Raw genomic sequence first — 24,287 nt, forward strand, 5'->3', positions numbered from 1 at the left:
TAAACTCAGTAATTATTCTTCAAAAATAAGGAAATATCGAATGCTTCATTTGGTTTTAAAAATAAATTATTAATTTGTACGAATATTATTTTTAAAAAATAATCGAGCCTCTTCCCAACCTTTTCCAAAATTTGATCCTCTATAGATTAAAACTTTCATATGAAAAATATAGTATTTGCATTCTTATTAATTTCTACACTAATCTTTGGTCAACAAAATGATAAAAAGTGGGATAATGTTATTGCTCTTGAAAACGAAGGCAAAATAAAATCTGCTAACGAAATCGTCTCTAAAATCTACAAAAAAGCTATAAGTCAAAAAGACGAAGTTCAAATGATAAAATGCTTTTTTTATCAGTCTAAGTATATGCAAATACTGGAAGAAAATGCACAAACCAAAATTCTAAACAATTTAAAAACAAACATTGAAAGAGTTTCAATTCCTTCACAATCACTTTTAAATTTAGTTTATGCGAAGTGCTTAAACGATTATTTAAACCGAAACATTTACAAAATCAGAAACAGGACCAATATGACTTCGTTAAGCGACGATTTTTTGACATGGTCAGAAAATAATTTTAATGATCAAATTAATACCGCATTAAAAAAATCAATTGAAAACGAAGCTGTTCTAAAAAATATTTCACTCACAAAATACGAAGCTACTTTTGATTTTTCTACTTTAGAAAAATTCAAGAAAGAAAACTTATATGATTATATTATAAAAGAAAATATAATTCTTTATTCAACAAAAATTCGTGATTGGGAAATTAATAAGGAAGACTTTATTTCTTTCAAAGAAGATCTTTTAGGAAGTTCAAATGCTTTTATAAAATTGAATTTTGACTTCGTAACGAATGAAAACCTACGTTTGGTACTTTCCTTATACCAAAAACAGGAAACAATTAATCCAGAAACAAAAAATCAATGGGAGCGCATTCAGTTTTGTAAAACGTATTTAATTAATGCTGATGATAAATATTTTTCACTACTAAATCAACTTCAAAAAAACACAACTGATGAATCATTGATTCAGAAAATTCAATTGGAAAAAGCTGTTTTTTTAGTACAAAATGCTTCAAAAGAAACTCATCCGGATTACAACATAAAAGCAGTTGCAAGTTTAGACAGTATCCTAAAAATCAACAACAGGTCGAACACCTACAAATTAGCCCTGCAAAAAAAGGAAAACATTCTATACAAAAGCATACAGGCTCAACTTCAAAAATACAGTTATAACGACGAAAACACAAGGGCCTATATTCGATATAAAAATGTAGAAAAATTAAAAATTTCATTTTATAAGATCAATCAAAAGCAATTAAAAGAATTCAAAAAGTTTGGTTATAAAAAAGACAGCTTAAGTAACGCTATTATTCTTAAAAAACAACCCATTAAAAGCGAAATTCATACGCTTCTGAACAAAAAAGATTTCTTTGAATATACTACAGAAGTGCTTTTACCTAAATTAAAAACCGGCACCTATCTGGCTTACTTTGAAAGCGACTCTGATGTACAAGATAAAAAAACTGTTGCGTTTGAAACTATTTCCATTTCAAACTTATCAGTTTTGGCATCTCAGACAAAATCAAAAGAAACATTCCAGGTTCTTGATCGAAAAAGCGGGAAACCGGTAGAAAATGCAAGCATAGAATCTCCTTCATTTTCTATTAAAACCGATAAAAACGGAATAGCAATTAATGAGCAAAAACACAACAACTATAACTACGAAAATTTAATCGTATCGACACAAAATGACACTCTTTCAATAGATAAAAACTACATAAGTTATAACACTGAATATCTTGCAAAGAGTAATAAAAGCGATGAGGATTCAGACGGAAAAGTAGAGTTTTATCTGGACCGTGCTATTTATCGTCCGGGGCAAACGGTTTATTACAAAGGAATTGCGTTTTGTAAAAAAGACAATAAAAAAGTTATCGTCTCTAATACTTCTTTCAAAATTATTGTGAAAGATGTCAATGACAAAAACGTTAAAGAATTTGACGTCACAACAAATAATTTTGGTTCGTTCTCCGGTGAATTTGAATTACCAAAAAATGGATTGACAGGCAGTTTCAGAATCAAAGCCGAAGAGCCAATTGATTATGAAAAAGATATCATCTACGACAAAGCAGAAAAAGATCATCCGTTTTGGGATCATGTAAATTTTCAAAACTCAGAACTGTCATTTAATGTCGAAGAATACAAACGTCCAAAATTTGAAGTCACTTTTGATCCTAAAAAAGAAAACTTTCAGGTCAATCAATCTATAAAAATAAAAGGAACAGCCAAAGCTTTTGCCGGAAGCAATATTTCTGACGGTAAGGTAATTTATACGGTAACCCGATACACTAGTTATTATAGAAATTATTATACACAGGATCAAAATGAAATTGTAGCATCTGGCGAAACCAAGACCGATGCTTCAGGAAAATTTATTGTTGATTTTGTCGCTCTTCCATCTAAAAACAGTAAAAAAGAGCAATTGCCTATTTTTAATTACCGCATAAGAGCGAGTGTAACCGATATTAATGGTGAAACGCATGAAACTGAAACTACCGTAAAAGTGGGGTATCATGATCTAGCCCTTACTGTGGCAGTTCCAGATGTGATAGAGACTAAAAACAAAAATCAAATTAAACTATCAAGTACAAATTTAAATGGAGAATTTCTCGCTGCAAAAGGTGAAATCAAAATATTCTTTATAAAACCGTTTTCGAGTAAATTAAAACAAAGAGTATTTCCTCAACCGGAAATTGAAGGTATATCAGATCAGGAATTTGAGAAATTATTTCCATATGAAAAAAACCAAAAAATAAAAGACAGCGTAAAAGAAACTCTAGTTTACACTAAAACTATCGATACCCAAAAAGACAAAAATGTAGTTTTAGACTTTATCTCCAATTATAAATCCGGAAATTATAAAGTTGTCTTTTCGGCAAAAGACAGTTTTGAAAATCCTATAGAGAGTATTGCTGAATTCCAGCTTATTCAAAGCAAAGATCAATTTGATCCAAGTTCATTATTGAAAGTAAATCAAGTAAATACAGATCCTAAAAAAGATGGTTTTGTACTAGTAAAACTTACATCTGTTGTCCCTGAACTTTATGTGATTACAACAGGAAATTATGAAGGCAAAATATTTCATCAGGAAACGTATCACCTTCAAAATAAAGAATTAACAATTAAAATTCCGCTTAAAAAAGAATTTGAAAAAGAATTAAAAATAAGTTTCGAAAGCGTATTTGAAAATGAAACTTTCAATAATGAAATTGAAGTACTTCTAAAAACTTCACTCCCAAAACTGGACTTTAGTGTGGAAAGTTTCAGAAATAAAATACAGCCTGGAAGCAGCGAAAACTGGTCCTTTAAACTCAATGCGGCTAATGCGAAAAAAGAGGCAGAAGTTTTAGCGTCTATGTATGATAGTTCACTAGATCAATTCGCAACAAAAAGCTGGAATATCCTAGGTTTTAATGATTATATCAACAACGAAAGCAACAGAAAATCCCGCTTAGGTTTTGATAAAACATATGTCTCTATAAATAATTTAAACACTCCATACAGGCAAATAGAACTCAATAACGAAACGACTAAATTAATGTGGTTTGGATTTAATTTTAATAACGACCAAAGAGCTTTTTACATTCAAAAAGAATATCAAAAACAACTGAACAAAAAGTTTAAAAAACCAAAAAATGCAAAAGTAATCTACGGATCTGTTACGGATAAATCAAACCAGCCCCTTCCGGGAGTCACAATTACAGTAAAAGGAACTCAAAGAAGTACATCATCAGATTATGATGGTTATTTCGAAATTGAAGCGGCAGGAACAGAAGAACTTGTATTTAGCTACATTGCCTGCAAAAGCCAGACTATCTTAATAAATAATCAAAAGAATATTAATGTTGTTTTAGAGGAAGACTCAAATGGTTTAGAAGAAGTTGTTGTAGTAGGATATGGCAAAACAACAAAAAGAAATATGACGGCTGCCGCCGTAAAATTAAAATCAGTTATTTCAGAAGAGGTTCAGGAAGATAATAATGTTTATAATTCCGCTGCTGTGCCACAAGCTCTGGCCGGAAGCGCCGCAGGAATTATAATTAGAGGAAATTCAACAATTAACGCAGGAATTACTCTATATGTTATAGATGGAGAAATTGCTTCTGAAAATGAGGCTAACAAAATAAATCCTTCAGACATTCTTTCAATAGATGTTTTAAAAGGTGAAAAAGCAACAGCCCTTTACGGAAGCAGAGCTGTAAACGGAGCCATAATCATTACAACCAAAAAATCCTTAGAAGCTTTAAACCAGGTAAAAGCAAGAAAAAATCTCTCTGAAACTGCTTTCTTTTTACCTAATCTAAGAACGGATGCAAAAGGAAAAGTAAGTTTCACTTTTACATCTCCTGAAGCTTTGACTGCCTGGAAACTTCGTTTATTGGCACATAACAAAGATGCTGTTTCCGGTTATTTGGAGAAAAGCGTGATCACACAAAAAGAAATGATGGTTCTTCCAAATTTCCCTCGATTCTTTAGAGAAAAAGACACGATTGTAATTAGTGCCAAAATTTCGAATGTTACGAATGAAACAAAAACAGGAATTGCCATTTTACAGCTTTTTGATGCAGTAACCATGCAGCCAATCGACGCCAAAATGCTGAATGCAAAAAACATCAAAAACTTTACGGTTGGAGCTTTTGGGAATACAACGACTAGCTGGACAATTTCTATTCCTGAAGGTTTACAGGGTGTTCAGTATAAAATTCTGGCAAAATCGGGTAATTTTTCAGACGGAGAAGAAAACATTCTGCCTGTTTTAACAAACAATATGCTCGTTACCGAAAGTATTCCAATTTGGGTTCGTGAGAACTCCACAAAAGAATACACGTTTGAGAATTTAAAAAACAACAATTCATCAACCTTAAAAAATCATCAATTTACATTTGAATATACTTCAAACCCAACCTGGATTGCAATTCAGTCTCTGCCGTATTTAATGGAATACGAACACGAATGTGCCGAACAGACTTTTGCGCGTTTTTATGCCAATGCTCTGGCTTCAGAAATTATTTCTGATAATCCAAAAATTGCAGCTGTTTTTGAAAACTGGAGAAAGCACGGAAAACCCATTTCTAAATTAGAAGAAAACGAAGAACTAAAATCAATCATTATTGCCGAAACGCCTTGGCTAAATGATTCTCAAAGCGAAGATGAGAAGAAAAAGAATCTGGCACTTTTATTCGATCTGGAAAAAATGAAAACTTCACAGGAAACTGCTTTTGAAAAATTAAAACAAAAACAAAAAGCATCAGGCGGTTTTTCATGGTTTGAGGGCGGTTACGAAAGCGAATACATTACCAGACATATTCTGGCAGGTTTAGGGCATTTGCAGAAATTGAGCAAAAACGAAACATCAAAAATTGATGCCATCGCTAAAACCGGAATTCCATATTTAGATGGTAAGTTTTTAGATTATCATAAAAGCAGAACCAAAAACTTAAAAACAACTGATAAATTAATCTGGATCAATCCGTATTCTGATTTGCATTATTTGTATACCAGAAGTTTTTATTTAGAGAAATATCCGCTTTCTGACACTTTAAAGAAGGCAACTAAGCTGTATTTAGAAACTGCCAAAAAAGACTGGCTGAATTATTCGGTCTATGAAAAAGGATTAGCAGCTTTAACTTTGAATCGTTTTGGCGAAAAAGAAACAGCGAAAAAGATAATTGAAAGCCTAAAAGAAACTTCATCAACCAATGAAGATTTAGGAATGTACTGGATTGCCAATAAATCTGGATGGTATTGGTATCAGGCGCCAATAGAAACTCAGGCTTTATTAATTGAGGCTTTCGCCGAAGTAAATAATGACACCAAATCTGTTGATGCCATGAAAGTGTGGTTATTAAAAAACAAACAAACCAAAAACTGGCCAACTACAAAATCCACAACCGAAGCTATTTATGCTTTATTAATGCAGGGAACAGACTGGCTTTCTGTAAAAGATAATACTGTTATAAAATTAGGAGATGAAAAAATCATAACTAAAAAACTGTCTGCAACTGAAAAAGAAGCAGAAACTGGTTATATAAAACTAAACTGGAAAGCCGAAGAAGTAAAAAAAGAAATGGCTTCGATAAGTATCCAGAACAAATCGAAAGTTCCTGGATTTGGAGGTGTTTACTGGCAGTATTTTGAAGATTTGGATAAAATCAAAAATAATTCAGGATCAGTTTTATCTGTTTCGAAGGAATTATATCTAAAGAAGAATACATTAAAAGGAAATGAATTAGAAAAGATCACTTCTAAAAATGCTCTAAAAATCGGAGATTTGGTTACGGTTCGATTAATCATTACTTCTAAAGAAGATACAGAATATATCTACTTAAAAGATATGCGTGCTTCTTGTTTTGAACCTGTAAATGTTCTTTCAGAATATCAGTATAAAGATCGTTTGGGTTATTACATGAGTACAAAAGATGCTGCAACGCATTTTTTCTTCGACCAGATCAACAAAGGAACTTATGTTTTAGAATATGACATAAGAGTAAATAACAGCGGAGAATTCTCAAACGGAATTACAACAATTCAAAGTATGTACGCGCCAGAATTTGCAAGTCATACCAAAGGAATTCGAGTGAAAATTAATTAAAAAACAAAAAACCCGACAAATTTTTAAAAAATCTGTCGGGTTTACTTTTATAAGAAATTGAGATTATTTCACAATCGTTAATTCATCTACAATGTTTTTAGCTCCAGCGTATTTATCAATAATCCAAAGTACATAACGAATATCAACGTTGATAGTTCTTTGTAATTTAGAATCAAAAATAACGTCACCAGCCATTGCTTCAATGTTTCCGTCAAAAGCAATTCCAATTAATTCTCCTTTTCCGTTAAGAACCGGTGAACCAGAATTTCCTCCTGTAATATCATTATCAGTTAAGAAGTTAACCGGCATATAACCTGCTTTATCAGCATATTGTCCAAAATCTTTTGCTTTGTTTAATTCCAACAAACGTTTTGGCAAGTCAAATTCCTGATCTCCTGCTTTATACTTTTTCACCATGCTTTCCATAGTAGTATAATTATTGATTTTAGCATCGTTACGAGGATCTGCAGGTAAAGCACGAACTTTTCCGTAAGTTAATCTTAAAGTAGAGTTTGCATCAGGATATTGAATCGCGTTTAATTTTGATTCTCTTAAACCTTCAACTAATTCACGGTAAGCAGTTGCAAAACCATCATCAGCTTTTGCCTGATCATCTGTTTTAGAACGGTATTTTGTCAATAAGTCGTTAGAAATAATATATAACGGATCGTGTACAATTGCTAAAGGTTTAGGATCAGCCATAAAAGCCAATACTTTTTCTTTAGTTGTAAAATAACTTACATCTGTCGCTTTTGCCACATCTGCAGTAAAGTCACCATTGTTTTCTGATTTCATTTTAGCTACTTGCGTTGCTAAACCATATTCAGATGCTTTAGAAGCGTATAAGTTTAACTGCGCAGTTAAAACATCTTTTTCTAATGGTGCATAAAACTCTCCATAAATGTTTTCGATCATGGCATTAATCTTAGGAAGCATTTCTGCTTTCTTAGCGTCATTTTCATTATAATAAGCAATAAGTGCGTTTCCTAAATTTGCAGGACCTGTTGCATAACTAGATGTACGTAAAAGCTGCGTTAAGTAATTATCATGACGTGCTTTTAAGTTTGTTTCTCTGTAATAGTCATTAATAGTTGGAATAACATTTTCATATTTTTCCTTATTAGCCGGTTTACTCGCCCATTCGTAGAACTTATCTTCCTGTTGTGTTTTAGTTTCTACAGTTCCTGCTTTTGTTAAAGCATCGATCATTCCCTGACGGTTTTTCCAGTAGTTTGCTGTCGAAGCATATTTAGAAGCATACTGTAAACGAACAGTTGCATCTTTATCCATATACTTTTTCATTACGTCCATTCCGGTTTTAGCACCTTCAACCCACGCAGGATATGCATATTTAATGTTTTGCTCAATTCCACCTGCAGGCATCCAGCGGTTTGTTCTTCCCGGATAACCTAAGATCATAGCAAAATCATTTTCTTTAACACCTTTAATACTTACAGGTAAGTAATGTTTTGGTTTCAAAGGCACATTATCTTTAGAATATAGATCAGGATTTCCGTCTTTATCAGCATATACTCTAAACATAGAGAAATCTCCAGTTTGACGAGGCCACTCCCAGTTGTCTGTATCACCTCCAAATTTACCAACGCTTTCTGGTGGTGTTCCTACTAAACGAACATCTGTATAATCTTGATAAACGAAATAGTAATATTCATTTCCTTGAAAGAAAGGACGAACAGAAACGGTATATTTTCCGCCTTCATTATTTTCTTTTTCAATCAAAGCAATTTCTTGCTGAATAACTTTGTTTCTTTCAGTTTCTGTCATTTTATCATTTACTTTTGATAAAATTCTTTTAGAAACATCATCCATACGCACAAAGAAACGCACGTATAAAGATTTTGGTTTCATTTCGGCACTTTTTTGTTTTGCCCAAAAACCATCTTTTAAATAGTTTTGCTCAGCTGTAGAAAGTTCAGCAATTGCATTATATCCACAGTGGTGATTTGTTAAAACCAATCCTTCTTTAGAAACGATTTCTGCTGTACATCCTCCGTTAAATTGTACAATTGCATCTTTCAGACTATGGTGATTAATACTGTAAATTTCTTCGGCTGTTAATTGCAAGCCCATTTTCTCCATATCTCTATGGTTCAATCTTTCGATAAACATCAAAAACCACATACCTTCATCTGCTCTTACAGGAAAAGCCATAAGACACATGGTCAAGAATAAAACTATTTTTTTCATGTTATTTTGTTTAAGTCCTTCGAATATAACTCATTTTCGCAAAAAAAATAAACTTTAAAGGCAAAAACAAAACATATTAAACAAATCCAAAGATGATTTTGCGAAATTCATAATTTGTATAAGTCAACTCTTAACGTTAATTAAGCGAATAAAAAGTCACAAAAGAATCAAAAGATTAAAATTATTAAAGATATAAAACTAAAAAAACACGTTATTTATAATAATAAACTTTCAAAACAAAATAAATATAATAAAACATTTCTTACATTAATAAATATTATAAATTTGCTGTCTATTCAAAAAAAATAAAAGAATGAAAAAACTACTATTAGCAGTTGTATTTTTAACAACAACAATTGTAAGTGCCCAAAAGGGTTCAGTTTTATTAGGCGGTAACGTAGGTTATTCTTACGAAAAAATTGGAGAATCTAAATTAGAAAACTTCGAATTCTCTCCAAAAGTAGGTTATCAATTTGCAGATAAATGGACAGCTGGAGTTGAAGGATCTATTATGAATGTAAAAACTACAGGACTCGACAAAACCGAAAAATACAAAATTGGAGGTTTCGTGCGTTACTCGGTGCCGCTTTCTGAGATATTCTCTGTTTTCGCAGATTTAGGAGCTGGTTACCAAAGCACTTCATTAAATGATGCAAAAGGAATGTATGCAAACTTAACTCCTGCATTATTTATCAACATGAAAAGAGGATTTGGTTTAAACTTTTCTATTGGAGGTATAAACTATGATAACCTGGATGGAAAAAATGATCCAAGACAAGAACGTTTAGGTTTTGACTTTGGTAAAACTTTTAACATTGGAGTTTCTAAAAACTTTGCATTATAATTTAAAGGATTGAAGTTAAAAAGTAATCCTATACTTTTTGTTTTTTCGCACAAAAAGTAAAAAACCCGACAATGGAAATTGTCGGGTTTTTAATTTATAAATAACTTAATATTATTCATTAAGCATTTTCCAAAGCTTATCCTTTAAATCTGTCAGACCTTGTTGTGCAACAGACGAAATAAACATATACGGCACATCTTTAAAAGAAACATCCAGTTCCGCTTTCAGTTCTGCTTTCAGCTCGTCATCCAGCATATCACATTTCGATATAACTAAAAGACGTTCTTTGTCCAGCATCTCCGGATTATATTTCGTTAATTCATTAACCAAAATATCATATTCTGCTTTAATATCCGGGGTATCAACCGGAACCAAAAACAATAAAGTTGAGTTACGCTCAATATGACGCAGGAAATAATGCCCCAAGCCTTTTCCCTCTGCTGCTCCTTCAATAATCCCGGGAATATCGGCAATTACAAAAGACTGAAAATCTCTGTAAGCTACAATTCCTAAGTTTGGTTTTAAGGTAGTAAACGGGTAATCTGCAATTTTTGGTTTTGCCGAAGTTAATACAGACAATAAAGTAGATTTTCCTGCATTAGGAAAACCAACTAAACCAACATCTGCCAGAACTTTCAGTTCCAGAATAACATCCATCTCTAAACCTGGCAAACCAGGCTGTGCATAACGTGGTGTTTGGTTTGTCGAACTTCTAAAATGCCAGTTTCCTAAACCTCCTTTTCCTCCTTTTGCAAGAATTCTTTTTTCGCCGTCTTCTGTAATTTCAAAAAGTGTTTCCCCGGTTTCTTTGTCTTTTACAACAGTTCCCAGAGGTACTTCAATAAATTTATCATCTCCATCTGCTCCCGTGCTTCGGTCTCCTCCACCATCTCCACCGTGTCCGGCTTTAATGTGACGCGCAAACTTTAAATGAAATAATGTCCAGAGTCCTTTATTTCCCACTAAATATACATGTCCTCCGCGACCGCCATCTCCTCCGTCGGGACCACCTTTTTCAATAAATTTCTCTCTATGTAAATGCGTAGATCCTTTTCCTCCTTTTCCGGACGAAACATATATCTTAACGTAATCTACAAAATTTCCTTCTGTCATTTTTTCTTGTTTATGTGTAGTTTCAAAGTTTCAGGTTTCAAGTTCAAGTTAAGTGCGTAAGCTAACCTGAAACCTGAAACTTTAAACTTGAAACAAATTCTCTCTACTCTTTAAGCGCTTTTACAAGTACTTTATCAATTTTTACACCGTCCATATCGACTACTTCTAACACAAATTTTTGCCAAACTAGTTTTTCTCCTTCTTTTGGAATATGAGAAAGCTCGGTCATAATCATACCGCTTACGGTGTTAACTTCGTAATCATTTGTTAATTCGTCCAGTTCAAAATACGTTAAAAAATCGTGCAGTGAATAGTGACCGTCAACCAGCCAAGATCCATCTTCACGCTCTATAAGCTGGAATTCATCTTTATAAAATTCAGATGCATCACCTACTAAAGCTTCCAGAATATCATTTAGGGTAATCATTCCCTGAAAAACTCCATACTCATCTGAAACTAATGCATAATGTACTCCTGTTTTTTTGAAATTCTCCAAAGCTTTGTAAGCTGTTGTTTGTTCCATTAAATAAGGTGCATCAGTCATTATAGACGACAAATCGAAGTTATCGTTTTCGATACTGGCAAATATATTTTTAAGCGTTACAACGCCTACAATATCATCATAATTATCATTATAAACCGGATATACAGCGTGTAAATCCTGAACAACTAGTTCTTTGATTTTAATTCTGTCAGCCGTTAACGGAAGCATATCTACTGATTTTCGGTGCGTCATAAGCGAGCTTACTTTACGGTCTCCAATATGAAAAACACGCTCTACAATATCTTGCTCAATTTCCTGAACCTCACCTACCTCTGTTCCTTCTTTTATTATTGCTTTAATTTCTTCCTCGGTCACTTTTCCATCAGCAGTTGGTTTTATCTGCAAAACATTCAATAGAAAATCTGTCGAAGATGTCAGCAGCCAAATGAACGGCGCCGTGATAATCGAAACTACTTTCATGGGCATGGCTACCATTTTTGCAATCGATTCCGGATAGTTTAATCCAATTCGTTTTGGAAGTAATTCACCTAAAACTAAAGAGAAAAATGTTAAAACAACCACTACAATTCCAACCGCAATAGAATGCGCGTAAGGTTTTAAAGCAGCAAATCCTGCCACGAACAATTCTACGTCCATTGTAATTTTATCACCACTGTAAATACCCGTCAAAATTCCAATTAAGGTGATTCCGATTTGTACAGTTGATAAAAATTTGTTTGGAGAATTGGCTAGATCGAGCGCTGTTTTGGCACTTTTATTTCCTTTTTTTGCTGCTGTTTCCAGTCTATTTTTTCGTGCAGAAATCAATGCAATTTCTGACATCGAGAAAACTCCATTTAATAGTATTAGAAAAAATATTATTAGTATTTCCAATGTTTAGTAGATTCGTTATTTGTTTGGTTCGTTATTATATATTTAATTTTTGCTGTTTTTTTAGCCCGCCTCAACACATCGTGAGAAGTACTCCTCTAAAAAAACTAATTTTTCTTACCAGAAAACACTTCACTCCCAAGATCTTGAGAGATACTCATTTTATGGACAGAAAAATAGTTCTTTAGCGTCCCGACAGCTATCGGGATGTAACGTACAGCTGGAAAGCTTCTACAAATTATCTATAACTGACGTTAAGCGCTCTGTAATTTCTTCGATAGTTCCAATACCGTTTACAGCATGAAACTTATTTTGCTCTTTATAATATCCAATTAATGGAGCTGTTTTTTCATTATATTCCTGATATCTTACGCGAATTTTTTCTTCATCCTGATCATCAGCTCTTCCGCTTGTTTTTCCTCTTTCAAGTAAACGTGCTACCAAAATTTCATCATCAGCCTCTAACGCAATTGTAGCTGTTACGCTGGACCCAATTGTTGGTAAAAATTTATCTAAAGCCTCTGCCTGTTCTAAAGTTCTTGGATATCCGTCGAACAAAAATCCTGCAGTATCAGGGTGTTTTTTTACTTCATCTATTAACATTGCTGTGGTCACCTCGCAAGGAACTAATTCGCCGTTGTCCATAAAAACTCTGGCTTTTTTACCTAGTTCAGTATCATTTTTTAAATTAAAACGGAAAATATCTCCTGTTGAAAGGTGTGTTAAATTGTATTTTTCTTTTAAAAATTCTGCCTGAGTTCCTTTTCCTGCTCCTGGCTTTCCAAATAAAACAATGTTAATCATAATACGTTTGAGTTGTGTGACTTCTTATTTTTTGAAGAAGTTTAAAATGAATATATAGTTGTGTTTTGTTTAATGTTATTCTGCTAATTTATATACTTCTGTCAGGTTTCGTCCCAGGCCGTTATAGTCTAATCCGTAGCCCACAATAAATTTATTCGGAATTCTGATTCCGATATAATCAATCTTAATGTCTTTTTTATATGCTTCTGGTTTAAAGAACAAAGTCGCCACTTTAAAGTGTTTTACATTTTGTGCTTTAAACAAGTGCTTTAATTCTTCAAGTGTATTTCCTGTATCAATAATATCTTCAATTATGATAACGGTTCTGCCAGACAAATCCTGATTAATTCCAATTAATTCTTTAACAGAATTTGTTGTCTCAGTCCCCTCATAAGATGCCATTTTCACAAAGGAAACCTCACATTGGCTTTTATACTTTTTCAGAAAATCGGCAACAACCATAAATGCGCCATTCAAAACTCCAATAAAAATTGGAGTATCATCTCCAAAATCATCTTGTACTTGTGCAGCTAATTTGGTTAAAGCAAAATCAATTTCCTTAGCCGAAATAAACGGAACAAATTGTTTATCGTGAAGTTGTATCATTATTTTTAATTTTAAAATAATGGACAAAGATACAGAATTACAACCAATCTGCCCACATGAAAATATATTCAGAATGTGACTTTTTTACGAATGTTAAATATCAGTTAATAATTACAAATGCTTTCTTACAGGTATTTTTTAATTCACTAAATTGTTGTTGAATAACCATTTAACTCCAAAATACCAATGAAAAATTTCTTACCACTATTTTCTATATCGTTATTATTATTAATGACGGCCTGCAACGGACAAGTTAAAAAAGAAGAAAAAGAAGCGCTGGCAAAACAACCCGGAAATGTTGTAAAAACTGCTATTGGCGATATTACACTGCCTCCTCCTTATGCAACAGAATCTAAAACCAACAACAGTAAAGTTATCGGGTGGCCAAAAGACAAAACACCAAAAGCGTCGGAAGGCTTTATCGTTACCAAATTTGCAGATGGTTTTGAAAATCCACGCTGGACTTATATAGCACCAAACCAAGATATTTTTGTCGTAGAAAGCGGCACACGCGCCAGCAAAAACCAAATTACGGTTTTGCGTGATAAAGACAAAGACGGAAAATTTGAAACCCGTGAAGTTTTTATTAAAAACTTAAACAAACCTTTTGGAATGCTGGAGCTAAAAGATTTTTTCTACATTGCAAACACAGATGGTTTATACCGTTATCCTTATAAAAACAATCCGCTTAAATTAGAAACCAAAGGCGAAAAAATTCTTGAACTTCCTGCTGGAGGTTACAACAATCACTGGACAAGAAATTTATTAGCCAGCCCTGATGGTTCTAAAATTTATGTTTCTGTAGGTTCAGGAAGTAATGTGGGAGAAAACGGAATGGATAAAGAAGTGCGCCGTGCTGCTATTTTAGAAATTAACCCTGATGGAACGGGAGAAAAAATATTTGCATCAGGTCTTAGAAATCCTGTTGGAATGGATTGGAACCCTGTAAATAAAGAACTTTGGACCGCAGTAAATGAACGCGACGAATTGGGCGACGATTTAGTACCGGATTATATTACAAGTGTTAAAAAAGATGGTTTCTACGGATGGCCATATTCATACTTTGGAAGTATTCCTGATCCAAGGCTTAAAGGCCAGCGTAAAGATCTGGTTGAAAAAGCAATTGTTCCGGATGTTCCGGTTGGGCCTCATACAGCATCGTTAGGATTAGCTTTTTATACTAAAGATACTTTCCCTGCTAAATACAAAAATGGTGCTTTTGTTGGACAGCATGGTTCCTGGAATCGTTCTAAAATTTCTGGTTATAAAGTCCTTTTCGTTCCTTTTAAAGACGGAAAACCTTCAGGAAAACCAGAAGATTTTTTAACCGGATTTATTTCTGATGAGAATAAAGCTGAAGTTTATGGGCGTCCGGTTGCCGTTACGGTTATGAACGATGGATCGCTTTTGGTCAATGATGACAGCGGCAATACGATTTGGAAAGTTTCAGTTAAATAAAATTTCCATCTTCTACTAGTATTAAACACATAGAAACATAGATTTATTTTTGTTAAAGATTGAAAAGAAAACTCGTTTTCGCACATTACTAATTTGTTTAGAAAAGTGCAACGCCTTTTTTGCCTCCCTTAATCTTATGTTGCTATGTGTTTTAAAAAATCTGCCTTTTAACCCGACCTATTTATGGCCTTAAATAAATGTTATCTTTTTCTTTTTGTGTGTTGTATTTTTCAAAACATTTCTGCACAAAAAAAAGAGAGCACCAGTATTGATTCTCTAAAAACTGAAAGAAGTTGTTATCAGCTCACTTCACATCAATAATAATTTATTAAACACACCAGCCTCTATTGGTATTCTTTCAAAAAAAGATTTACTTCAAAACAATACCACAGACATTACAACGGTAATCAATACAATTCCTGGTGTTTTTATGCAGTCTTCTAATTTTACAACAACCCGAATTTCGATTCGTGGTATTGGCGCGCGAACGACCTACGGCACCAATAAAATCAGAGCTTTTTATGGCAGTATTCCACTGACTTCCGGAAACAGTGAAACGGTTATTGATGATATCGATTTGGAAAACATCAATCAAATAGAAATTATAAAAGGACCTCTTTCGAGTATTTACGGTGCAGGTTTGGGCGGTGCTATTTTAATTTCACCCCAGCTTTCTAAAAATAACGGTCAAAGTGCAGGAATAAGTTCCGTTTTTGGTTCTTATGGCTTATTGAAAAACAGCTTGAATTATAGTTTAGATGAAAAAGAAGGAAGCTTAAACATAAGTTATCATAATTTAAAAACCGATGGCTGGAGAGAAAACAATGCCTACAAAAGAGAGGGAATTACGCTTGCGGGAGAATTATTCAGAAAGAAAAACAGTAAACTGACTTATATTTCAAATTATACTCATCTCGAGGCTTTTATCCCAAGCTCGATAAATAAAACTGCATTTGAAAACGATCCGAAATCCGGAGCACCAACCTGGGTGGCTTCAAAAGGATATAAAGAATACAAATCGACCTTGGGCGGATTAGCTTATGATTTTAAAATTAATGATAAGCTGAGTAATTCAACTTCGGTTTTTATCAATTACAAAGACAGCAACGAGCCCAGACCTTTTGATATTTTGCGTCAGTATACTTTTGCGGCTGGGGCCAGAACTCAATTCTCAGGAAACTTTAAAATTGGAAAAACAGAAAATAATTTTATCGCCGGAATCGAATATTTTACAGACACTTATAAAGGCAATACTTTTGAAAATCTGTATCAGCAAAATAATGGTTTGGGAAGTCTGCAAGGCGATCAGCTTACAGAAACGGGACAAAAGCGGCATTTCTATAATATCTTTTCGCAATGGAGAACTTTACTTTCGAAACAATTTGAAATTCAGGCTGGCTTAAATTACAACAAGACTAGATTTAACCTCAGCAATTATACAGAAAACACCAATCAGGAATACCGTTATGACGGCATTTTTTCGCCGCAATTGTCTTTATTATTTAAGCCAAATTCACAACAAACCATTTACTTTTCGGCAAGCCGTGGATTTTCACTGCCGGCAACAGAAGAAACCCTTACCAGTGAAGGCACAATAAATACAGATATAAAACCTGAAAATGGTTATAATTTTGAGCTTGGCGGCAAATTCTACTTCTTCAATAAAAATCTGTACACTGAAATTGCCATTTACCGAATGGAAATTAAAGATTTATTAGTCGCAAAAAGAGTTGGAGAAGATCAATATGTGGGTTTAAATGCAGGGAAAACATTTCATGAAGGAATCGAAATTACTTTAAATCACAATTGGCAGATAAATAATTCATTATCTCTTAACTCTTATCTGGCGGGATCATTGGGCAATTATGAATTTAAAGAATTTATTGATAACGGAAACGATTATTCCGGAAACAAACTAACCGGAGTAGCAGCCAATAAAATCAATGCGGGAATAATTTTTAATACAAATCTTGGAATTTATTTGAATGCCGATTATCAATTTGTGGATGAAATTCCGATGAACGATGCTAATACCGCTTTTTCTGACTCTTATAATATCATCAACTTAAAAGCAGGTTATCGATTTGAGATTCTGCCTCGTTTAACTTCACATTTTGCTGCAGGAGTAAACAATGTAACCAACGAAAAATATGCTTCTTTAATTCTGCCAAATGCTGTTGCTGGCGGTAATGCATTGCCACGTTATTATTACCCCGGACTTCCTACAAATTATTACGGGACTATTTCATTAAATTATTTATTTTAGATGCCTCAAATCAAATCAAAACCAAAAAAAATGTCTTCTGAACTACAGGAAAAACTGGATTATGTAAGTGCATATCGGGAAAATCGATTAAAATGTGCACAGGAGGTTCTTGAAAATCCCGGCTTGTTTGAAGAATTAGTTTCTATTTGTTTTTCACCCGAAGATAAAAACAATCATAAAGCCTGCTGGATTTTAGAATTCGTATCGTATGAAGAACTAATATGGCTCCAGCCGCATCTTGATTTTTTCTGTTCTAATCTAAAGGTTTTAAAAGACGAAAGTTCGCTTAGGCCAATTGCAAAAGTCGTACAGCTTTTAGTGAAATCGCATTATAAGAAAAACGAAAACAGTATTTCTTTATCCGAAGAAAATCTTCAGGATTGTATCGAAGCGAGTTTCGATTGGCTTATCAGCGATGTAAAAGTAGCGACAAAAGCTTATTCCATAAGAACTCTATATATTTTGGGAAACCACTACGACTGGATTCATCCCGAACTTCAGATTATTCTAAACAAAGATTACGGAGATCATTCAGCTGCATATAAAGCCGTAGCACGCGAAGTCTTAAAGAAAATTGAGTAATGTTTTTGTTGGCCGCTAATGACGCCAATTCCCACAAATTATTTTCTTTGAAATTCAACAAAGAAAAATCCTTCTAATCTTTTTAATCAATGGTAAAACTTAAAAAAATAATTCGAGAAAATTCGTGTAATTCGTGGCGGAAAAACTAAATTTTGGCTAAAAAAAGATTAAAAGGTATCTTTGCAAAAACACAACACAAAATGAATTATTTTTCTTCTGATTTTAAATTAGGAATATTAGGCGGCGGGCAACTGGGTAAAATGCTTTTGTCTGACACCAGAAAATTTGACATACAAACTTATGTTTTAGATCCAAGTGACGAAGCGCCAAGTAAAATTGCCTGCAATAAATTCTTTCAAGGTGATTTAATGGATTATGAAACGGTTTATAATTTTGGGAAACAAGTAGATGTACTAACTTTTGAAATCGAATTGGTAAACCTTGAAGCTTTAACACAATTAGAAAACGAAGGCTTAAAAGTATATCCATCTCCAAAAACTTTAAAAGGAATTCAGAATAAAGGAACTCAAAAAGATTTTTATACCCAAAGTAATATCCCAACTGCATCTTATTTACGGTTTGAAAGTCCGGCACATTTACAAAAATCTGTTGGAAATAACGAAATCACAATTCCGTTTGTGTGGAAATGCACCGAATTTGGTTATGACGGAAATGGCGTAAAAGTGATTCGCCAGATTTCTGATATGGATGATTTGCCAAATGTAGAATGTATTGCAGAAACAATGGTTCCGTTTAAAAATGAATTGGCGGTAATCGTGGTAAGAAATCCATCGGGAGAAATAAAAACATATCCGGTTGTAGAAATGGAATTTCACCCGGAAGCTAACCAGGTTGAGTATGTAATATGTCCTGCCAGAATTGATGAAAAAGTAGCAGAAAAAGCCAGAGCAATCGCTTTGAATGTTTCAGAAAAATTTAATCATGTTGGACTTTTGGCAGTTGAAATGTTCCAAACCCACGAAGACGAAATTTTGGTAAACGAAGTAGCGCCGCGTCCTCATAATTCTGGACATTATTCAATTGAAGCCAGTTATACTTCACAATTCGAAAATCATTTACGCGCTATTTTAGATCTTCCTTTAGGAAATACCGATAGTAAAGTTGCGGGAATTATGGTAAATTTAGTAGGTGCCGAAGGATTTTCAGGAGATGTAGTTTACGAAAACATCGAAACGATCTTAGGCTGGAATGGTGTGACACCGCATATTTATGGTAAAAAACAAACACGTCCTTTCAGAAAAATGGGCCACGTTACCATTGTAAATGAAAACATGCAGGAAGCAAGACGAATTGCGGAGGATGTTAAGAATACTATTAGAGTAATTAGTGCGCAGTAATTAGTAATTAGTCACAGTTTTCAGTCGCAGTTTACAGTTTACAAACTAATAATATTTTAAGTCTCGGTAATAACTTGAAACTTTAAACCTGAAACAAAACACAACAAAAATAAAAACATGAGCAAAGTAGCCATTATAATGGGAAGCATCTCAGACATGCCAGTAATGCAGGATGCAATCGACATATTAAAACAATTCAATGTAGAAGTTGAAGTAGATATCGTTTCGGCGCACAGAACGCCGGAGAAATTATTCGATTTCAGTAAAAATGCACATACCCGCGGTATTTCGGTAATTATTGCCGGAGCGGGCGGCGCGGCACATTTACCTGGAATGGTGGCTTCGATGTCGCCGCTTCCTGTAATTGGAGTTCCTGTAAAATCTAGTAATTCTATTGATGGATGGGATTCGGTTTTATCTATTCTTCAAATGCCGGGCGGTGTTCCTGTTGCAACAGTGGCGCTAAACGGTGCAAAAAATGCCGGGATTCTAGCCGCACAAATCATCGGAAGCCACGATAAAAAAGTTTTAGATACTATTATTTCTTATAAAGAAGAATTAAAAGCGGCAGTTAATAAAGCTGCTGAAGGATTAAAATAGTATTCAGTCTCCGTTTTCAGTCTCAGTGAGCACTGAAAATTGAGATTGTGACTGAAAACTAAAAAAACAACTCTTTAGTCCCATTTCATACTGAAAACTGGGACGGAGACTGAAAACGAAAAAACATGAGCGTATTAACACAATATTTCAACACCAAACATAACACTGCACCTTTTTCGCAGATTAAAATCGAAGATTATGTTCCTGCATTTAATGAAGGAATAGCTTTGGCTAAAGCCGAAATTGATGCAATCGTAAATAATCCGGAAGCGCCAACTTTTGAAAATACAATCGTGGCAATGGATTTTTCAGGAGATATTTTAGATCGTCTTTCTAGTATTTTCTTCAATTTGAACTCGGCTGAAACGAATGATGAAATGCAAAAAATTGCTCAGGAAGTTTCGCCTTTGTTATCTGAATTTGGAAATGACATTCGTCTAAATGCTGATTTGTTTGCAAAAGTAAAAGCCGTTTATGATCAAAAAGAGAGTTTGAACCTCAACCCGGAACAAACGACTTTATTAGACAAAAAATACAAAAGCTTTTCGAGAAATGGAGCCAATTTACCTGAAGATAAAAAAAATCAGTTAAGAGAAATTGACAAAGAATTATCTAAACTGAGTTTACAGTTTGGTGAAAACGTTTTGGCAGAAACCAATAACTTCGAATTGCATTTAACCGATCAAAAAGATTTGTTCGGTTTGCCGGAAGGAACAATCGAAGCCGCTAGATTATTAGCCAAAAATCAGGATAAAGAAGGCTGGATTTTTACTTTAGATCATCCAAGTTACGTTCCGTTTTTAACTTATGCTGACAATCGTGAACTGCGTAAAAAAATGGCAATTGCATTTGGTGCAAAAGCATTTCAAAACAATGAATTCGACAATCAGGAAAATGTTCTGAAAATTGCGAAGTTACGTTTTGAAAGAGCCAATTTATTAGGTTACAAAACCCACGCACATTTTGTTTTGGAAGAGAGAATGGCCGAAAGTCCGGAAAAAGTTTTCTCTTTCTTAAATGATTTATTGGCAAAAGCAAAACCGGCAGCTCAAAAAGAGTTTGCAGAATTAACTGCTTTCGCGAAAGAACTGGACGGAATTGAACAATTAGAAAAATGGGACGGCGCTTATTATTCTGAAAAATTAAAACAACAGCTTTTTAATTTAGATGATGAAAAGCTAAAACCTTATTTTCAATTAGAAAAAGTTTTAGACGGTGCCTTTACGGTTGCCAAAAAATTATACGGTTTAACTTTTACCGAAGTTTTTGACATAGATAAATATCACGAAGAAGTTACCACTTATGAAGTAAGAGATGCCGAAAACAATTTGGTTTCAATTTTCTATGCTGATTTTTTCCCAAGAAAAGGAAAAAGAAACGGTGCCTGGATGACTTCATTCAAATCACAATATGTAAAAGACGGCGTAAACGAAAGGCCACACATTTCGAACGTTTGCAACTTTACAAAACCAACAGAAACAAAACCTTCATTACTGACTTTTAATGAAGTAACAACTTTATTCCACGAGTTTGGGCACGGTTTACACGGAATGCTGGCTGATACAACTTATCCAAGTTTATCCGGGACTTCTGTTTACTGGGATTTCGTAGAATTGCCAAGTCAGATTATGGAAAACTGGTGTTACGAACCGGAAGCTTTGGCTTTGTTTGCGAACCATTACGAAACAGGAGAAATTATTCCAATTGAATATGTTCAGAAAATTAAGGAAAGTGCTAGTTTCCAAGAAGGTTTGGCAACATTGCGTCAATTAAGTTTCGGACTTTTAGACATGGCTTGGCACGGACAAGACCCAACCAATATTACAGACTTAAAAGCATTTGAAACAGAACAATTTGCCAACACGCAATTGTATCCTGATGTAAAAGAAAATGCCATGAGTACGGCTTTCTCTCATATTTTTCAAGGTGGTTATTCTTCTGGATATTACAGCTACAAATGGGCAGAGGTTTTAGATGCCGATGCTTTTGAATATTTTCAGGAAAAAGGAATCTTCAATGAAGAGGTGGCAAAAAAATTCAAAGACAATGTACTTTCTAAAGGAGGAACAGAACATCCGATGACTTTATACAAACGTTTTAGAGGTCAGGAACCTAAACCGGAAGCTTTGTTGAAAAGAGCGGGTCTTTTATAGACTTTCTTTGATTTTTAGACTTCTTAGATATTAGACTTCTTTGATAAATACAAAACCGAAGCATTTCTGCTTCGGTTTTTTTATTTGATTTTGTCTACCGTTAAAATTAGTTATCTTCGTCTTTTTAAATCTAATCTTACAAAAAATAACTTTGAAAAAATATTTTAAAATCGTCCTTTACCTTGCAATTATTGGATTGGCCGCAATTGTATCTGTAAATTATTACGTAAAATCTTCGACCAAAAAGAACATTTATTATTCGATTAAAAGATTCCCTAAAAATGATGTCGGAATTATTTTTGGTGCCGGAATTAACGGAAACCAGCCGAGTAAATATTTGAAAGATCGACTGGATGCAGGAATTATGCTTTGGAAGGCAAAACGCATCAATAAAATTTTACTTTCCGGAGATAACGGCCGTGATGAATATGATGAATTAACGGTAATGAAAAACTACTGTTTTAATCACGGAGTTGATACAACCAAAATTTTTATTGATTATGCCGGCTTCGATACTTATTCTACAATGTACCGCGCCAAACATATTTTTAAAATTAAGAAAGCTACTTTGATTTCGCAGGAATATCATTTGAACCGAGCGATTTATATCGGACAAAAACTCGGAATTAAATCGGTTGGATATTCGGCTAACAAAGGAGAATATCTCGGATATAAATATGTAACGTTTAGAGAATATCTTTCAAGATTTAAATCTTTTCTGGATGTTTTAAGAAATCGTGAACCTCGTTTTTTAGGTCAAGAAATTAATATTAACGGAGAATCAAATTATTCAAAAGAAGATAAACGATAATAAAAAAAGCCTGCAAAAATATTCTGCAGGCTTTTTTTATCAAATTCTAAAAGCATAGATCTTTATTTTATTTTCGATATTCTTTACTCTTTCTCCAGAACCTTTTTCGCTAGTTTTCCAACAGTTAGTCCTTGTACCACAATTGAAAATAACACTACAATATAAGTTACTTCCAAAAGTAGGTTTTTATATTCGCCTTCTGGCATAGAAAGGACCAGCGCAATCGAAACTCCTCCTCGAATTCCTCCCCAGACCAGCACCATCAAAGAGCCTTTATTATAAGCCGATTTGATACCGAAAAACTTGAAGATATCGAAAAATTTCCATGGTAAAACGATAGAGGCAATTCGGGAAAACAATACGATAAAAATAGCAACAAAACCTGTTATTAATTGTTTGTTCAAATCTGGCAGCAATAGCAATTCAAAGCCGATAAATAAAAATAAAACAGCGTTTAATATCTCATCTATAAGTTCCCAAAACTTTCCTAAATAATCTTTAGTCATTTCGCTCATTGCCACTTTTTTACCGTAATTACCAATAATTAATCCGGCAACCACCATAGCTAACGGACTTGAAACGTGTAAACTTTGAGCTATTAAAAATCCTCCCATTACAATAGAAAGCGTAATCAGAACAGAGACTTTATAATCGTCAATTTTTTTCATGACCTTTGATGCCGTAAATCCAAAAACAGCTCCTAACAAAAGTCCGCCGATTCCTTCTTTTATAAACAACCAGGTAATGGAACCAAAAGTGACATCAAATGTTGGATCGGTTGCCATTTTTAAAACAACAGCAAACATCACTACTGCTACTCCATCATTAAACAATGATTCACCAACAATTTTGGTTTCTATTCTTTTAGGCACTTTTGCCTCTTTTAAAACTCCAAGAACTACAATTGGATCTGTTGGAGAGATTAATGTTCCGAAAACCAAACAAAATACATAAGGGATTTTTATCCCCAAAAGTGGTGCAATATAATACAACAGCATCGAAATAATTAATGCCGATAGCACGACGCTTACTGTAGAATAAATCATAATGGGAACTTTTTGTTCTTTTAGATCAGACATGTTTACATGCAGTGCTCCCGCAAATAAAAGAAAGTTCAACATTGCACCCATTAAGATTTCATTAAAGTCAAATTCCTTTATTAAATCAAAAAAATGTCTTGTTGTAGCAGGAAAATAAGAATCTCCCAATAGACGAATTCCTACCGAAACCAACATGGCAATAATCATGATTCCGATGGTTCCCGGAAGTTTTAAAAATCTTAAATTTAGATAGGCGAAGAAAGAGGCCAATACAATTAGTATTGAAAATGTGTAGTATAATTCCATAAAAGTGATTTTTACAAAAATATCTTTCCATTATCTAATACAAAATTTCAAGACCTGAATTAACATAACTTTATAATTCTGAAAACTGATAAATAAAAAAGCCGAA

General features: G+C 33.7%; 15 protein-coding genes. 9 read left to right on the forward strand and 6 right to left on the reverse strand.

What is annotated here, in order from left to right; genetic code table 11:
- Positions 1-159 precede the first annotated feature (159 nt).
- Positions 160-6,657: a carboxypeptidase-like regulatory domain-containing protein gene (locus BKM63_RS03425; protein ID WP_071635247.1), complete on the forward strand. Its 6,498-nt coding sequence runs from the start codon at positions 160-162 to the stop codon at positions 6,655-6,657.
- A gap of 63 nt (positions 6,658-6,720) precedes the next feature.
- Here the strand turns inward: BKM63_RS03425 and BKM63_RS03430 are convergent, their stop codons facing one another.
- Positions 6,721-8,865, reverse strand: a complete 2,145-nt coding sequence (locus BKM63_RS03430; RefSeq protein ID WP_071635248.1) for a S46 family peptidase — start codon at positions 8,863-8,865, stop codon at positions 6,721-6,723.
- Positions 8,866-9,178: 313 nt separating this feature from the next.
- Between BKM63_RS03430 and BKM63_RS03435 the strand changes: the two genes are divergently transcribed.
- Positions 9,179-9,709 carry an outer membrane beta-barrel protein gene (locus BKM63_RS03435; RefSeq protein ID WP_071635249.1) on the forward strand — a complete coding sequence of 177 codons (531 nt, stop codon included), beginning with the start codon at positions 9,179-9,181 and terminating at the stop codon, positions 9,707-9,709.
- Positions 9,710-9,820: 111 nt separating this feature from the next.
- Here the strand turns inward: BKM63_RS03435 and obgE are convergent, their stop codons facing one another.
- The 4 genes from obgE to hpt all read right to left on the reverse strand — a co-directional run bounded on the left by obgE (position 9,821) and on the right by hpt (position 13,607).
- Positions 9,821-10,822, reverse strand: coding sequence for a GTPase ObgE (gene obgE, locus BKM63_RS03440; protein ID WP_071635250.1), 1,002 nt, complete (start codon positions 10,820-10,822; stop codon positions 9,821-9,823).
- 103 nt (positions 10,823-10,925) lie between these two features.
- Positions 10,926-12,200 carry a hemolysin family protein gene (locus BKM63_RS03445; protein WP_071635251.1) on the reverse strand — a complete coding sequence of 425 codons (1,275 nt, stop codon included), beginning with the start codon at positions 12,198-12,200 and terminating at the stop codon, positions 10,926-10,928.
- Between the two features lie 228 nt (positions 12,201-12,428).
- The gene (locus BKM63_RS23815) at positions 12,429-13,001 is read right to left on the reverse strand and encodes an adenylate kinase (RefSeq protein WP_071635252.1); all 573 of its coding nucleotides are present in this window, start codon (positions 12,999-13,001) and stop codon (positions 12,429-12,431) included.
- Between the two features lie 75 nt (positions 13,002-13,076).
- Positions 13,077-13,607 carry a hypoxanthine phosphoribosyltransferase gene (gene hpt, locus BKM63_RS23820; RefSeq protein WP_071635253.1) on the reverse strand — a complete coding sequence of 177 codons (531 nt, stop codon included), beginning with the start codon at positions 13,605-13,607 and terminating at the stop codon, positions 13,077-13,079.
- Positions 13,608-13,793: 186 nt separating this feature from the next.
- Between hpt and BKM63_RS03460 the strand changes: the two genes are divergently transcribed.
- The 7 genes from BKM63_RS03460 (at position 13,794) to BKM63_RS03490 (ending at position 22,835) form a co-directional block, all read left to right on the forward strand.
- On the forward strand, positions 13,794-15,065 hold the full coding sequence (locus BKM63_RS03460; RefSeq protein ID WP_071635254.1) for a PQQ-dependent sugar dehydrogenase: 1,272 nt from the start codon (positions 13,794-13,796) through the stop codon (positions 15,063-15,065).
- 352 nt (positions 15,066-15,417) lie between these two features.
- Complete coding sequence (locus tag BKM63_RS03465) at positions 15,418-17,331, forward strand: TonB-dependent receptor domain-containing protein (RefSeq protein WP_242661097.1); 1,914 nt, start codon at positions 15,418-15,420, stop codon at positions 17,329-17,331.
- A 30-nt stretch (positions 17,332-17,361) separates the two neighbouring features.
- Positions 17,362-17,913: a hypothetical protein gene (locus tag BKM63_RS03470; RefSeq protein ID WP_071635570.1), complete on the forward strand. Its 552-nt coding sequence runs from the start codon at positions 17,362-17,364 to the stop codon at positions 17,911-17,913.
- Between the two features lie 200 nt (positions 17,914-18,113).
- Positions 18,114-19,271 (forward strand): 5-(carboxyamino)imidazole ribonucleotide synthase, encoded by a 1,158-nt coding sequence (locus BKM63_RS03475; protein ID WP_071635255.1) that lies wholly within the window; start codon positions 18,114-18,116, stop codon positions 19,269-19,271.
- Between the two features lie 117 nt (positions 19,272-19,388).
- Positions 19,389-19,871 (forward strand): 5-(carboxyamino)imidazole ribonucleotide mutase, encoded by a 483-nt coding sequence (purE, locus tag BKM63_RS03480; RefSeq protein ID WP_057114953.1) that lies wholly within the window; start codon positions 19,389-19,391, stop codon positions 19,869-19,871.
- A 125-nt stretch (positions 19,872-19,996) separates the two neighbouring features.
- The gene (locus BKM63_RS03485; protein ID WP_071635256.1) at positions 19,997-22,024 is read left to right on the forward strand and encodes a M3 family metallopeptidase; all 2,028 of its coding nucleotides are present in this window, start codon (positions 19,997-19,999) and stop codon (positions 22,022-22,024) included.
- A 151-nt stretch (positions 22,025-22,175) separates the two neighbouring features.
- Positions 22,176-22,835 (forward strand): SanA/YdcF family protein, encoded by a 660-nt coding sequence (locus BKM63_RS03490; RefSeq protein ID WP_071635257.1) that lies wholly within the window; start codon positions 22,176-22,178, stop codon positions 22,833-22,835.
- A gap of 83 nt (positions 22,836-22,918) precedes the next feature.
- Here the strand turns inward: BKM63_RS03490 and BKM63_RS03495 are convergent, their stop codons facing one another.
- Positions 22,919-24,181, reverse strand: a complete 1,263-nt coding sequence (locus BKM63_RS03495) for a cation:proton antiporter (protein ID WP_071635258.1) — start codon at positions 24,179-24,181, stop codon at positions 22,919-22,921.
- Positions 24,182-24,287: the final 106 nt, after the last annotated feature.

It is taken from the genome of Flavobacterium johnsoniae, assembly GCF_001879205.1.
GTDB classification, from domain to species: domain Bacteria; phylum Bacteroidota; class Bacteroidia; order Flavobacteriales; family Flavobacteriaceae; genus Flavobacterium; species Flavobacterium johnsoniae_A.